13 protein-coding genes are annotated in these 13,557 nt (G+C 71.1%); 6 read left to right on the forward strand and 7 right to left on the reverse strand.

The window, feature by feature from the left end; all coding sequences use genetic code 11:
- Positions 1 to 54: 54 nt before the first annotated feature.
- The 5 genes from ABD830_RS02010 (at position 55) to ABD830_RS02030 (ending at position 4,435) form a co-directional block, all read left to right on the forward strand.
- Positions 55 to 1,611 carry an alkaline phosphatase D family protein gene (locus tag ABD830_RS02010; RefSeq protein WP_344984519.1) on the forward strand — a complete coding sequence of 519 codons (1,557 nt, stop codon included), beginning with the start codon at positions 55 to 57 and terminating at the stop codon, positions 1,609 to 1,611.
- Positions 1,612 to 1,627: 16 nt separating this feature from the next.
- Entirely contained in the window at positions 1,628 to 2,518 is an 891-nt protein-coding gene (locus ABD830_RS02015; protein ID WP_344984520.1) for a discoidin domain-containing protein, read from the forward strand.
- 118 nt (positions 2,519 to 2,636) lie between these two features.
- Positions 2,637 to 2,804, forward strand: a complete 168-nt coding sequence (locus tag ABD830_RS02020) for a hypothetical protein (RefSeq protein WP_344984521.1) — start codon at positions 2,637 to 2,639, stop codon at positions 2,802 to 2,804.
- Between the two features lie 8 nt (positions 2,805 to 2,812).
- On the forward strand, positions 2,813 to 3,139 hold the full coding sequence (locus tag ABD830_RS02025; RefSeq protein ID WP_344984522.1) for a YciI family protein: 327 nt from the start codon (positions 2,813 to 2,815) through the stop codon (positions 3,137 to 3,139).
- A gap of 33 nt (positions 3,140 to 3,172) precedes the next feature.
- Positions 3,173 to 4,435, forward strand: coding sequence for an RNA polymerase sigma factor (locus ABD830_RS02030; protein ID WP_344987603.1), 1,263 nt, complete (start codon positions 3,173 to 3,175; stop codon positions 4,433 to 4,435).
- Positions 4,436 to 4,461: 26 nt separating this feature from the next.
- Here the strand turns inward: ABD830_RS02030 and ABD830_RS02035 are convergent, their stop codons facing one another.
- The 5 genes from ABD830_RS02035 to ABD830_RS02055 all read right to left on the reverse strand — a co-directional run bounded on the left by ABD830_RS02035 (position 4,462) and on the right by ABD830_RS02055 (position 8,448).
- A complete protein-coding gene (locus ABD830_RS02035) occupies positions 4,462 to 4,890 on the reverse strand; it encodes a hypothetical protein (protein WP_344984524.1) in 429 nt (142 codons plus the stop codon).
- A 201-nt stretch (positions 4,891 to 5,091) separates the two neighbouring features.
- The gene (locus ABD830_RS02040) at positions 5,092 to 5,298 is read right to left on the reverse strand and encodes a cold-shock protein (RefSeq protein WP_344984526.1); all 207 of its coding nucleotides are present in this window, start codon (positions 5,296 to 5,298) and stop codon (positions 5,092 to 5,094) included.
- Between the two features lie 191 nt (positions 5,299 to 5,489).
- Positions 5,490 to 6,353, reverse strand: a complete 864-nt coding sequence (locus tag ABD830_RS02045) for an STAS domain-containing protein (protein ID WP_344984527.1) — start codon at positions 6,351 to 6,353, stop codon at positions 5,490 to 5,492.
- A 102-nt stretch (positions 6,354 to 6,455) separates the two neighbouring features.
- Positions 6,456 to 7,658 (reverse strand): hypothetical protein, encoded by a 1,203-nt coding sequence (locus tag ABD830_RS02050; RefSeq protein ID WP_344984528.1) that lies wholly within the window; start codon positions 7,656 to 7,658, stop codon positions 6,456 to 6,458.
- Positions 7,659 to 7,770: 112 nt separating this feature from the next.
- Complete coding sequence (locus ABD830_RS02055; RefSeq protein ID WP_344984529.1) at positions 7,771 to 8,448, reverse strand: YqjF family protein; 678 nt, start codon at positions 8,446 to 8,448, stop codon at positions 7,771 to 7,773.
- Positions 8,449 to 8,563: 115 nt separating this feature from the next.
- Between ABD830_RS02055 and ABD830_RS02060 the strand changes: the two genes are divergently transcribed.
- A complete protein-coding gene (locus ABD830_RS02060; protein WP_344984530.1) occupies positions 8,564 to 9,745 on the forward strand; it encodes an epoxide hydrolase family protein in 1,182 nt (393 codons plus the stop codon).
- A gap of 8 nt (positions 9,746 to 9,753) precedes the next feature.
- Here the strand turns inward: ABD830_RS02060 and ABD830_RS02065 are convergent, their stop codons facing one another.
- The gene (locus tag ABD830_RS02065; RefSeq protein ID WP_344984531.1) at positions 9,754 to 11,535 is read right to left on the reverse strand and encodes a sensor histidine kinase; all 1,782 of its coding nucleotides are present in this window, start codon (positions 11,533 to 11,535) and stop codon (positions 9,754 to 9,756) included.
- Positions 11,536 to 11,613: 78 nt separating this feature from the next.
- Complete coding sequence (locus ABD830_RS02070) at positions 11,614 to 13,470, reverse strand: serine hydrolase domain-containing protein (RefSeq protein WP_344984533.1); 1,857 nt, start codon at positions 13,468 to 13,470, stop codon at positions 11,614 to 11,616.
- Between the last annotated feature and the right edge of the window lie 87 nt (positions 13,471 to 13,557).

Raw genomic sequence — 13,557 nt, forward strand, 5'->3', positions numbered from 1 at the left:
TTGCTACAAAGTGAGGGCTTTCGCCCGCTTTCGCCCCCCATATGAGGAAGCAGCATGCACACGCGCCGTTCATTCCTCGGTCTCAGCGCTTTAGCCCTGGCGTTCAGCACCGACCTCGCCGACCCGTGGACGGCCGGCGCCACGGTCAAGGGCGACTATCCCTTCCAGCTCGGCGTCGCCTCCGGAGACCCGCTGCCCGACCGGGTGATCCTCTGGACCCGGCTGGCGGTCAGGCCGCTCGAGCCGCTGGGCGGGCTGCCGTACAACAAGATCAAGGTTGATTGGGAGATCGCGGAGGACGAGGGCTTCACCCGGCGCGCGGGGCACGGCTCCGTCTGGGCCACCCCCGAGTACGGCCACTCGGTCCACGTGGATGCCAAGGGCCTGCGCCCAGGCCGCGAGTACTTCTACCGCTTCCGCACCGGCGGCGAGCTCAGCCCGGTGGGCCGGACCAGGACGGCGCCCGCGCTGCGGAGCAGCCCCGAGTCGCTCCGGCTGGCCTTCGCCTCGTGCGCGTCCTGGCAGGACGGCTACTACTCGGCCTACCGCCACCTCGCCGAGGAGAACCCCGACGTGGTCTTCCACCTCGGGGACTACATCTACGAGTACGGCATCGTGCCCTCGGGCGGGAACCGCAACACGCCGGTGCCCGAGCAGTTCCGGGTGCAGTGCGACACGCTCGACCGCTACCGCGTCCAGTACGGCCTCTACAAGAGCGACCCCGACCTGCAGGCCGCGCACCAGGTGGCGCCGTGGATCGTCACCTGGGACGACCACGAGGTGCTCGACAACTGGGCGGGCAGGTACGGCCCAGGCGGCGAGGTGACCGAGCAGGACTACCTGGTGATCCGGGCCAACGCCTTCCGCGCGTACTGGGAGAACATGCCCATCCGGGTGCCCGCCGTGCAGGGGCCCGACGCGCGTATCTACCGCCGCTTCTCCTTCGGGGACCTGGCCGAGTTCAACGTGCTGGACACCCGCCAGTACCGCGACGACCAGGTCTGCGGCGACGGTCAGCAGATCGACTGCGCGGAGCGGCTCGACCCGGCGCGCCAGATGCTCGGTGCCGAGCAGGAGAAGTGGCTGCTCGACGGCCTGGGCGCCTCCCGCGCCAAGTGGAACGTGCTGGCCCAGCAGATCGCCATGATCCAGCTCGACTACGACGCGGGGCCCGCCCAGAAGCTCAGCATGGACCTCTGGGACGGCTACAAGGCCGCCAAGGACCGCGTGCTGAACGGCATGGTCGAGCGGCAGGTCAGCAACCCCGTCGTGCTGACCGGCGACATCCACTACAACCTGGCCGGCGAGCTCAAGTCGAACTTCGACGACCCCTCGTCGCGCACGGTCGGCGTGGAGTTCGTCGGCACCTCGGTCACCAGCGGCGGCAACGGCAACGCGAGCACCGGTCTGCCGCCCGGCGGCAGCGACCCGGTCAACCCGCATCTCCGCTTCTCCAGTTACCAGCGCGGCTACGTGTCCTGTGAGGTCACCAGGAGCCAGTGGCGGGCGGACTTCAAGGTGGTCCCGTACGTGGACCGGCCCGGCGCGCCGGTCTCCACCAGGGCCAGCCTCGTGACCCTCGACGGCCGGCCCGGCCTGCACGCGCTCTGACAGGAAAGGACCGATCATGCGACTCCTCACCGCCGCGCTGGCCGCCGCCACCGTCCTGACCGCCACGGCCGCGGCCTGGCAGCCCACCGACCCCCCGTCGGTCCCCTCGGTCAAGATCAAGCCAGGGACCTCCAAGGGCACCGGCAGGCTCACCCCGATCGCCGGGTCCGACCGCGTGGTCGCCCCGCTCGGCGTGGACCCCGCCTGCCCTGCCAAGATCGAGATCGGCATGCGCAGCGACGCGAAGGCTCCCTCGTACGCGAACCTGTCCGTGGAGATCGACCAGCCGCTGACCGCCTCCCGCTCGATGCTGACCAGCTATCTGCCGCCCGGCTACGAGCTCGGGGCGAAGCTGCTGATCGCCGTCCCGCCCACCACCTCCGAGGGTTCGTACGCGCTACGGCTCAAGACCCCGAGCCAGACGCTGTCCGTTCCGGTGCAGGTGGTGACCCTCGACCAGCTCGACAACGGCGGCAATGTCGCGCTCCGCCGCCCGGTCACCGCCTCGTCCCAGCACACCAACGCCAACTACCCGCCGTGCAGCGTCGCGGACGGCGACTCCGGCTCCAACGGCTGGGCCGGCGGCAACGGCTGGAACGACGCCACGGCCAGGGCCTGGCCCGACACAGTGGCGATCGCGCTCGGCGGCCCCAAGCAGATCTCCCGTGTGGACCTCTACACCCTGCACACCGAGCGCTACCCGGCCTCGATCTTCGGGCTGCGCGACTGGGACGTCCAGGCGGGGCTGAACGGCCAGTGGCAGACGGTGGCGCAGGTCCGCGGCAACACGGCGGGCTTCGTCCGCTCCGACTTCACGCCGGTGACGGCGGACGCGGTCCGCATCGTCGCCCTGGCCTCGAACGGCGCCAACGACTACACCCGCATCACGGAGGTGGAGGTCCGCTGAGAGAAAAATTCTCGCCAAAGCGCTGAACCTGTCCATCGGGGGTCTGCCCGTTCGTCGTGAGGGTGTCACGACAACACACGGGGCGCCCCCGAGCGGGCGCTGGACAGGAAGGCGCGTCATGCCCGATTTCCTCGCAGCCACCTACGCTCTGCGTCCGCGCAACGACTTCGCCCGCTCCGCGCTGCCCGGCTCCCCGGTCGAGGCCGTCAGGCGGCGGAAGACCTGGACGTTCCGGCTGCCTTTCGCCGGCGTGCTCATCAGGCGTACCGTCGAGCCGGTCAACTAGGAGGAGCCATGCGGTACGTGATGTTCGTCTGCGACAACGACTCCGTCGGGGTGCCCATGGAGGACGCCGACCCCGCCGCATGGGTGCGGGAGATGGACGGCCGGGGAGTACGCCTGCAGGGTGCCCGTCTGCGGCCCGGCAGTGACGCCACGACCGTCCGGGTGCGTGGCGATGAGGTGCTGCTGTCCGACGGGCCGTTCGCCGAGACGAAGGAGCAGATCGGCGGTTTCGACCTGATCGAGTGCGACAACCTCGACGAGGCGATCGAGATCGCGTCCAAGCACCCCTCCGCCAGGTTCGGCTGGGTCGAGGTGAGACCGCTTTGGGAGGAGTGAACAGCCGGTCGAGAGGAGGCTGCTTTGGCAGGAGTGACGGCCGAGGTCGAGGCGGCGGTCGCCGAGGCCTTCCACCAGGAGTGGGGCCGCGTCGTCGCGACCCTGATCCGGGTGACCGGCGACTGGGATCTGGCCGAGGAGTGCGCGCAGGAGGCCTTCACGCTGGCGCTGGAGCGCTGGCCGCGCGACGGCCTCCCGGGCCGCCCCGGCGCCTGGCTCACCACGACGGCGCGCAACCGGGCCGTGGACCGGTTGCGCCGCAGGTCGACCGAGGCGGCCAAGCTAAGGGAGGTGGCCGCGACGGCGGCCGTCGAGGCGTCCGAGGATGACGCCTTCGGCGCCGGAGACAGCGGCGTCCAGGACGACCGGCTACGGTTGATCTTCACCTGCTGCCACCCGGCGCTGCCGCTGGAGGCGCGGGTGGCGCTGACGCTGCGGACCCTGACCGGCATGACCACGGCCGAGATCGCCCGGGCCTTCCTGGTCACCGAGGCGACGATGGCCAAGCGCCTGGTCAGGGCCAAGGGCAAGATCAGCAATGCCGGCATCCCGTACCGGGTGCCGCCGGCCCACCTGCTGCCGGAGCGGACCGGCTCGGTGCTGGCCGTCCTGTATCTGCTGTTCAACGAGGGCTACTCCGCCAGCACGGGCAGCGACCTGGTGCGGTGGGACCTGTGCGCGGAGGCCATCCGTCTCGCCCGCCTGCTGGCGCGGCTCATGCCGGACGAGCCCGAGGCGTACGGCCTGCTCGCGCTCATGCTGCTGCACCACTCCCGCCGCGCCACCCGCGTCGACGCCGCCGGCGGGCTGGTGACCCTGGAGCGCCAGGACCGTACCCGATGGAACCGGGGCGAGATCGACGAGGGCGTCGCCGTCCTGGAGGCGGCTCTCCGGCATGACCGGGCAGGACCGTACCAGCTGCAGGCCGCCATCGCCGCCTGCCACGCCACGGCCGCCGACGCGGCCGACACCGACTGGACGCGGATCGCCGAGCTCTACCGGCAGCTGGTACGGGTCGTACCGTCGCCGATAGTGCGGCTGAACCAGGCAGTCGCCGTCGCCATGGCCGACGGACCGGCAGCGGGACTCGAGCTGGTGGAGACCCTCCACGCCTCCGGCGCGCTGACCGGCTACCACCTGCTGCCCGCCACCCGCGCCGACCTGCTCCGCCGCCTCGGCCGCCGCGCCGAGGCCGCCCGCGCCTACCGCGAGGCGCTCGACCTGGCTCCCACCGAGGCCGAGCGTCGCTACCTGGCCGACCGGCTCGCCGAGACCGTTCCCGGCGGCGGCGACTGAGAGAGCGGGGTCCGGCGGAACGAGGCTCACCAGGCGGGCCGGACCTCGCTGAACAGCCGGAGCGTCACCGGCCGCAGCCGCCACCTGGGCCAGCGCAGCTGCAGCGGGGAGAACGAGGCAGCCAGAACGATCTTCAGGTACGAGTCCCCGGCGCGCCCGAAGGGCACCTGGACGCAGAGCCCGGACACCCTGGTGACCGCCTCCCGGCTGCCGAGTCGCAGCCGGCCGACTCCTCGCACGTCGGGGCCGCCGTCGAGGCTCACCGAGTCCCAGAAGAGGGGCTCAGGCGCCCCCGGGAAGGTGAGCCGCAATTTGAAGCCCGCCAGCGATCCGGCCGGGCTCAGGTAGAAGGAGCCGTGGAAGGCACGCGTCCCGGCGCCGGTCGACAGGATCGCCTCGCTGGCGTCCATGGCGATCCGCCAGGCGCCGGGATCGGTGTAGGAAGCTGGGGCCAAGGTTCACCTCGCTGTGGAGTGCGCCGCACCTTTCAGGCCCCGCCCGCTGAGACGACGCCTACTAGAGAAGACGTCATTCCTCCTTCAAGTGTGACATCTCCCCGGCCTTGGCCCGGTTGCCCCAGCCTTTCCTCGCGCAGGCAAAGAAAAACGGGCCTGAGCCCGCACTGATGCGGACCCAGACCCGTGACGCGCGTCAGGTCAGGCGGCGACGATGTTCTCCGCCTGCAGGCCCTTCTGGCCCTGGACGACGTCGAAGGACACCTTCTGGCCCTCGGTCAGCTCGCGGTAGCCGCCGTTGGCGACGATGTTGGAGTAGTGAGCGAAGACGTCGGCGCCGCCGTCGTCCTGCGCGATGAAGCCGAAGCCCTTTTCGGCGTTGAACCACTTCACGGTTCCAGTAGCCATGTCGATCTCCTTCAGATACATGCGTAGACGGGCCAGGATTCGACTCGAATCCCGTGTCGCCGTGATGAGCCCATCCGGAGATGACCGGTTAAGAAAAACGCGCCTGCAGATCATGCTCTGTCAGGCGCGCATAAAGTCTTTATGGGTACCACAACTGCAACTTCCCTCAGTCTAGCACACGTTCGCCGTGGTCACCCCGCCACCGGCAGACTGCGGTCCAGACCGGTGATGCGCAGCAGCTTCGACATGAACGGCCGGGGCGAGGACAGGGCCACGGTGATGCCCATCGGCCGGGCGCGCTGCTGGATGCCGACCATGACGGCCAGGCCGGAGGCGTCGCAGAACGACACGTCGGACAGGTCGAGGATGAGCAGGCTCGTGCTGGACTTCAGGATGTCCAGCAGCCGCGAGCGCAGCGCCGGACTGGTGAACATGTCGAGCTCGCCGGACAGGCGGACGGTGGTCGGCGCCGACGGATCGCCTCTGCCGAGCGGGAAGGCGTCGACGACGGTCACGCGGTGCTCCGATCGGCGAAGAGACGCGGGCGGCTCCCGGCGGGGCGCGCCTTCCGTGTCCTGGTCGGCGAGGTGTCCGCCCTCGTTCTCCCATCCGGCCAGGTCGCCGGCCTCCGGTGGGCCGGCGGCCGACCCGGCGGGCCGGGGAGCGCCGGGCGGGCCCGCCGCCTGGTCGGGCACGGCGCCGCACGGGACGACCAGCAGCCTGACGGATCGACCTCCATCGAGGGTCAGGACGATCAGGTGCGGATCGCCCTCGCGCAGGCAGTCCACCCGGACCTGCCGGCCACGGGCCGGGATGCGGTGCGGGATGTCGTCCCAGGCATCGGCATGCAGACCGACGCGCAGGGTGGTCCGGCCCAGCCGCTGGTCGGCCGCGGCGATGAGGCCGGGCAGCTCGGCGGCGGCGTCCCCGGAGTACGGCCACCACGTTCCGTCCCTGGCGCTCTGCGGGTCAAGAACGGGATCCAGCCAGAACCGGACCGTGGAGCGCGCACCGGCGACGGCGCTCGGCGGCGCGGGATGCAGTGTCGAAGTCATGATCGTCGGCCTGTCTGGATATGCCAACGTACGAAAAGTCCTCGGTGTATTCAGAATATCTCCGGATCCCGAAATCATATTCTTTCAGAAGTAAAATGCCGGTCAGCGGTGGTACGCGAGGCTGTGGACGGGGTGCTCGCCCTCCGTCTGCAGGCGGTACTCCTGTCCGGACCTGGCCCGGTTCTCCTCGATGACCCGCTCGGACGGCGCCTTGTCGCCGCCCATCAGCGCGTCCTGCATCTTCTGGAAACGCTCGTGGGCCTCCTGGACGTACCCGGTCCCCAGGGTGGTGTAGTCGATCTGGGTGGCGATCAGCTCGCGCAGGTACGCCTTGTTCGGTTCGAAGGTGACCGGGGCGGGCAGCTCGGAAGCGCACACCTGCTCGGGGTCGCGCCCGTCGTGCCGCTTGAACAGCTCGCCGGCCAGCCGCAGGTGCTCCAGCTCCATGTTGAGGTGGAGCTCCCAGATGTTCTTCACCCTGGGGTCGGACTCGGTCTCCATGAACGAGTAGTACATGTAGCACTCGTTGTACTCATGGTTGAGCAGCATCTCCCACCAGCTCTCGCCCGGGTCCACCAGCGATTCGTAGTGGGTGACGTGCTCCTCCTCGATCAGGCCGATCTCCTGGTAGAGCCGGCGCGCGATCGGCTCCATGTACATGGGGCCGACGTTCATGTAGAAGTTCATGGTCTGCTGCTCGGCCGCCATGATCGTGAGCGCGTGCAGCTTGGAGATGGGCGCGGTGGTGCTCCGGTCGTACGGCTCGCGCACGTTGTCCACCGGGTCCCGATGATGCAGGTACGTCGGCCGCCCCGGCATCACCTCGGTCAGCCCGTCCACGATCTTCTCGGCCTTGCGGCGCTCGATCATCTCGTACAGGTTCGCGTACCGGTAGAGGTGGTCGAAGTCCTCCAGCACCCCGAACTGGTAGGCCTGCTTCAGGTACCCGTCCGGCTCCATCCGGGCCACCCACGCCGTCAGGTCCACCGCCACCTGCTCGTAGGCGAGCGTGGTCTCCAGCACCGACGACACGCCGGGCAGCAGCCAGTTGACCGCCTTCTGCTGCTGCGCCTCGATGTAACGCACGCGTGCCAGCTGCTGCTTGAGGTCGATGTTGTCGCAGTGGCGGGCCAGGTGGTGGCTGAAGAAGATCGCCTCCGTCTCGATCCCGTTCATCGCGATGATCCGGCACCGCGTGTACGGGTCGGCGTGGTCGGGATCGATCGGATCGACGTTCAGCTCCCGCCAGTTACGCAGCTGATCGTCCAGCGGGATGCCCCGCTCCCGCAGTGGGTTGAAGGTCATGTGAACAGCGCTCCTTCGAGGCAGGCCGACGGACGTCGGATTGCGGCCTACCCGTGGCAATATCCGCACTACACCGCCGATGCCCCCAGAGATGGCAATGCTCCCGAGACGGTCACCACCGCCACATCCCCACCCGTACCGGGACCCCGGGAGAGGCGTGCACGAGCGGCCGCCCAGAAGGCGCGGGCAGCCCGGCGGCCTGGAGCAGGCTCTGGTCCAGATCGGTCAGCTCGGCCCGGCGCAGCGGCCACGGCGGGTGCTCCACCGGCGCCGCCGCCAGCCGGCCGGCCACGCGGGTGAACAGCAGGAAACGGGCGGTCAGGAAGCTCGCGATCCCGTCGCGCTCCTCCCTTTCCACGGGCAGTCCCGCCGTCACGTCAGCGTCGCACCACGCCTCACCGCGCCGCGGCCAGAGCCGGCTGCACCGGTAACGCGTGTGGGCGCCGTCGGAGCGCACCGACATGTCGGACCAGAAGTACGGCAGCCAGTAGCCCGCGCGGCCTCCGAGCGCGGCGGCGAGCCGGCCGGCGTCCAGCGACAGGAACCAGATCCCGCTGCGCCCCCGGTCGTCGCGGACGTAGGTCCGCACGTTGGTCTCCGGGAACGTGGACAGCACCGGCAGCGTAGGTGTGCCGGTCAGGCGCACCCCGTCCATGCGGAAAGGCGTCAGCCCCACCCAGGCCGCCCCGTCGTACGTCTCGACCGTGAGGCAGCCCGGCACCAGGCGCCGCACGAGGTCCGGCGGGTAGCGCCAATGGATGAAGGTGATGTCCGACCAGCGGTGGTACATCACCGGCCGGGCAACACGAGGAGACGGCACCTCGCATATCTGCCCGTCAACGGCACCGACATTCCCTTGCCAAAGCGGAAAGGAATCTTCCGCATTGGGGCCTAGCGTTCTTCCCATGGCAGACCAGAGAGAGATCCGCCCCTTCCGTATCGAGATCCCGCAGGCCGACGTGGACGACCTCCGGTCCCGGCTGGCCGCCACGCGCTGGCCGCGCTCGCCGCAGTCCGGCGACTGGAGCCGCGGCGTTCCCGTCGCCTACCTGAAGCGGCTCGCCGACTACTGGGCCACCGGGTACGACTGGCGCGCGCAGGAGCGGGCGCTGAACGCGGTCCCGCAGTTCACGACCGAGATCGACGGGCAGACGATCCACTTCTTCCACGCCCGCTCCCCCGAGCCGGACGCGCTCCCGCTCGTTCTCACGCACGGCTGGCCGAGCTCCCCCGTGGAGTTCCTGAAGCTGATCGGCCCGCTGACCGACCCGCGTGCCCACGGCGGCGACCCGGCGGACGCCTTCCACGTGGTCGTGCCGTCGCTGCCCGGCTACGGCTTCTCGAACCCCATCGGCGAGGGCGGCTTCAACCTGTTCGGCGTGGCGCGGGCCTGGGCCGAGCTGATGAGCAGGCTCGGGTATGAGCGGTACGCGGCACAGGGCACCGACGTCGGCACCGGGGTGACCGGAATGCTGCCGATGGTGGATCCGGGCCGCGTGGCCGGCCTGCACCTCACCGGCACCGGCGCCGCCCCGCCCTTCGGTCCCGCGCTCGAGCTCGATGAGCTCTCGGCCGCCGACCGGGCCCGGGCGGAGCGGTTCAACAGGTTCAGGGAGGAGGGCATCGGCTACCTGCACATCCAGGCCACCCGGCCGCAGACCCTGGCCTACTCGCTCAACGACTCCCCGGTCGGGCAGCTCGCCTGGATCGTGGAGAAGTTCGCCGAGTGGACCGACCCGGCCGCGGCGCTCCCCGAGGAGGCCGTCGATCTGGACCAGCTGCTCACCAACGTCAGCCTCTACTGGTTCACCGGGTCGGGGGCCTCCACCGCCCACGCGGTGTACGAGGGGATGCGGGCCTGGCGGGCCTTCGCGGCGCAGCAGGAGGCGGGGCCGCAGGCCGAGCACTCCGGCCCGCCGGTGGGGGTGGCCGTCTTCGCCGCGGACTCCACGATCCGCGCTCTCATGGACCCGAAGGGGGAGATCGGGCACTGGTCGGAGTACGACCGGGGCGGCCATTTCGCCGCGATGGAGGTCCCGGACCTGCTCGTCGACGACATCCGGACCTTCTGCCGGGGCCTGCGCTGACCGGAGCCTCACGCCGGGCGCCCGCCGTCACGCACGGGCAGCGCCGCCTCGAGCCGGTAATGGCCGTCCCGCGACGCGGTCGTGAGGCGGCCGCCGCGGGCGGCGAGGCGCTCGGCGAGATTGGCGATCCCCTGGCCGGGTTCGGCGGTGCGGCCGGTCACGCCGTCGCCGGTCACGCCGTCGCCAGTCACGCCGTCGCCAGTCACGCCGTCGCCAGTCACGCCGTCGCCGGTCACGCCGTCGTTGGTCAGGCGGAGGCGTACCTGGTCGTCGGCGGCTGACAGGGCGATCGTCACGTGGCGTGCCTGGCTGTGCCGCAGCACGTTGGTGACGGCCTCGCGGACCACGACGGCGAGCAGGGCGTCGTCGGCCTCCTCCGGCACGGGTCCGGCGTCGATCAGGACCGTCGCGCCGGAGGCCTCGAGGACTTCGCGCGCGGAGTCGAGCTCCGACCGCAGCCGCAGCGCGGGCTCGCGCTCGCCGGGGATGGCACGCAGGTCGGCGAGGGCGTCGCGGGCCACGGTGACGATGCCGGCCAGCTCGGCCTCGGCACGGGCCGGGTCGCGGGCGGCCAGCTCGGCCTTGACGGTGATCGCGGACAGGCAGTAGCCGATCAGGTCGTGCACGTCCTGGGCGATCCTGCGCCGCTCCCGAGCCGCGGCCAGCCCGGCGAGCGCGAGCCGCGACTCGCGCACCTGGTAGACCAGCCGGGTCACCGCGGTCAGCCCGTAGAACATCGCCGACATGCCCGCCACCTCCTGCAGGGCGGCCGGCACGCCCGCGGGCGAGCCGTACCGGATGATGAGCACGATCGGCACGCTGCCCACCACGACCGCGTAGAGCGCCCACGCGAGCCGCCACGAGGGGATCACGATCAGCAGCGCGGCGGCGGCCCACCCGACCAGCTGGTAGTACGGGCGGTGCGGCTCGAGCAGCGGCAGCCACGCGATCACCAGCTGGGCGGGCAGCGTCCAGGCGGCGTGCCGCGGCCACGTGCCGGGAGGGCGCGGCAGCGCGTGGTACGCCTGCAGGCCGACGACCGCGATGACCGCGGCCCAGTACGCCACCCGCAGCCCGACCGGCACCTGCGCGCGGGCCACGACGATGATCGCGGCGACCGGGACCCACAGGTAGACGACCGTCAGGATGGGCACCGCGAGGCGCGGGGTCAGATCGCCGGCCGGCGGCATGGGCGCCGGCTCGGGTCGCCGCCTGGCCTGCTGCGCGGCCTGCCGGGTCAGCGGCGGGATCTCCGCGGCGCGCCCGGCGGCGGCCAGCCCGATGACGCCGGACAGCGCGGAGCCGAGCACGGCCTCCAGGGTGTGACCGGCCCGCTCGCGCTCCTCGGCCACCGTCTGGGCGGCCAGTTCGGCCCGGGTGGCGTGCAGCTCGTCGCGCAGATCGCTGAGCCGGGTGAGGGCGAAGACGACCAGCCCCTGCGTGGCCGTGTTGCCGACGGCGTTCACCCAGACGTAGGGGTCGGCGCCGAGGTTCAGCAGGCCCGCGGCGGCTGCCACGCAGGTGAAGAGCGCCCAGCGCACCGGGCCGCGCGCGACCAGCAGCGCGGAGGCGGCGAAGAACGCCGACGGGCCGCCGAACGGCACCGGCCCCGCCCAGGCGAACAGCACCGCCTGTCCCGCCACCAGCCACCAGCCCCGCAGCCGCCTGGTCCGCGGTAACGAGCACAGGACCTGCAGGCCGAGGGAGAGCAGGGCCGGCACGCCCGGCAGGCCGCCCGTCGCGGGGATCGTGAGGAGGACGAGCACCACCAGGATGATGAGCGTGGACACCCGTTCCCCACCGCGACACGATCTTCAGCGTTCCCGCCAAAGCATCCCACAGGCCGTGCCGCGCCCCCGCGTACGGGTTCAGCCGAAGACGCCTCCGACCATGCCGTAGAGGTAGGCGACCACCATGAAGGCCACCGTGACGAGCCCGAACGCCGTGTACGAGATCCGTCCCGCCGGCCCCCACCACCCCTTCCACCAGGCGCACACCGAGCAGGCCGCGACCCCTCCGCTGAGGACGAACGCCGTCGAGGAGGCGGTCAGGGCCACCGTGAGGAGCGGGGATCCGAGGAAGACCGCGTCGGTGGGCGCGACGGCGATCGTGACGGCGAAGCCGTACGCGAAGAGCAGGACGAGCGCGCTGGTGAGCCAGGCGAGCCACCACGCGGGCCGGTGCCGGGCCGGACGCCCGCGGAGCCTGCGTACGAGCGCGGCCACCGGGATCCCGAGCGCGGCGACCAGGAACGCGGTCAGCCCCGCGTAGACCAGCCACACGTGGAGCGCGGCGCCGGAGCGCTGGAACGTGGCCGCCTCCTCCTGGTGGCCGCCGGCGAGCAGGCCGTGGCCGTCGAAGGCGATGCGCTCCTGACCGCCCCGCTCGGCGAACAGGCCGGGGCCGATGAGCTGCCACGCCTGGTCCGGCTTGGCGGAGTCACGTGACAGGCCGGTCGTGGTGATCGTCCCGTCGCCCGTGGACTCCACGGTCACGGTCTTGAACAGCGCCCCGGCCTGCAGGAGGTCGCCGCGGATCCTGGTCGAGGTGTACGTGCCCGCGTACCCGGAGGTGTCCCCGCGCACCGGCCGCGGATCGTCCGCACGGCCCGGGAAGTAGCGGTCGACGATCTGGTTGATCAGGTCGTGGGCGGCCGTCGTGGGGTCCTCGCCGTTGTAGACGACGTAGACGCCGCTCCTCTGGTCGGGCAGCAAGGCGAGGACGTGGTGGAAGCCGTTGATGTCGCCGCCCTTGTAGAAGATCCGGTGGCCGTTCCTGGACAGCTCCTCGAGGCCGTACCCGATGCCGGGGAGCCGCTCGTCCTGCGTGTAGTGGCGGCGCATCATGGTGGCGCCGATGTTCCGGCCCAGCCGGGGGTCGTTGCCGAGCAGCGCGATCATCAGGCGGCCCATGTCGGCGGCGGTGGTGACGGGTCCCGCCCCGGAGGCGGGCGACCCGTAGTAGCGCTTGTACGGAACGTCCCCGTTGTACCCCTGGGCGAGGGTGGCGGTCAGCGGGCCGGGCAGCGGCGCGGCGAACGACGTGCCCGTCATGCCGAGCGGCGTCAGGATGTGCTGCCGCACGTACTCGGCGAACGGCTGTCCGGAGGCCACCTCCACCAGGTGGCCCGCGAGGTTGTAGGCGTAGTTGTCGTAGGCGAGCACGGTCCCCGGCGGGCGCACCCGTTCCGGCTGACCGTCCTCGACCACCTTCGCCAGTGGCGGGGCGGCGGCCGGATCGTCCCAGGACGAGCCGAGCACGTCGTCCTCGAACCCGGCCGTGTGGGTCAGCAGGTGCTCCAGGGTGACCGGCCGCCCGGGGAAAGTGTCCTTGATCTTGAAGGTCTTCAGGTACGTGTTGACGTCGGCGTGCAGGTCGAGCCTGCCCTGCTCGACCAGCTGGAGCGCGGCGATCGCGGTGAACGTCTTGGCCGTCGAGGCCGTGAAGAACCCCGTGCGGGCCGCGTCGACCGGTACGCGGCCCGCCAGGTCGGCGTAGCCGTACCCCTGGGCGAACACCTGCCGCCCGCCCGACACCACCGAGACCGCCGCGCCGGGGATCCCGTGCCCGGCGAGCTGCGCCGGCACCACCTCGTCGACCAGCGTCCCGACGCCTGCCATATCCGTGGCCATATCTGTGACCAGGTCCGTGGCGGCGGTGGCCGTACCGCAGAGGCCGGACACCAGCAGCGCGGTCATCAGGCCGAGGAACAGGGCTCTCTTCATACCTCCAAGATCGCGAGGCCGGACGGTCGCGGACCAGTGCCTGGCACCTCGATCCGGGATGTGAAATACACGAACCGGACACCGGAA

This window comes from Nonomuraea helvata (assembly GCF_039535785.1).
GTDB lineage: Bacteria > Actinomycetota > Actinomycetes > Streptosporangiales > Streptosporangiaceae > Nonomuraea > Nonomuraea helvata.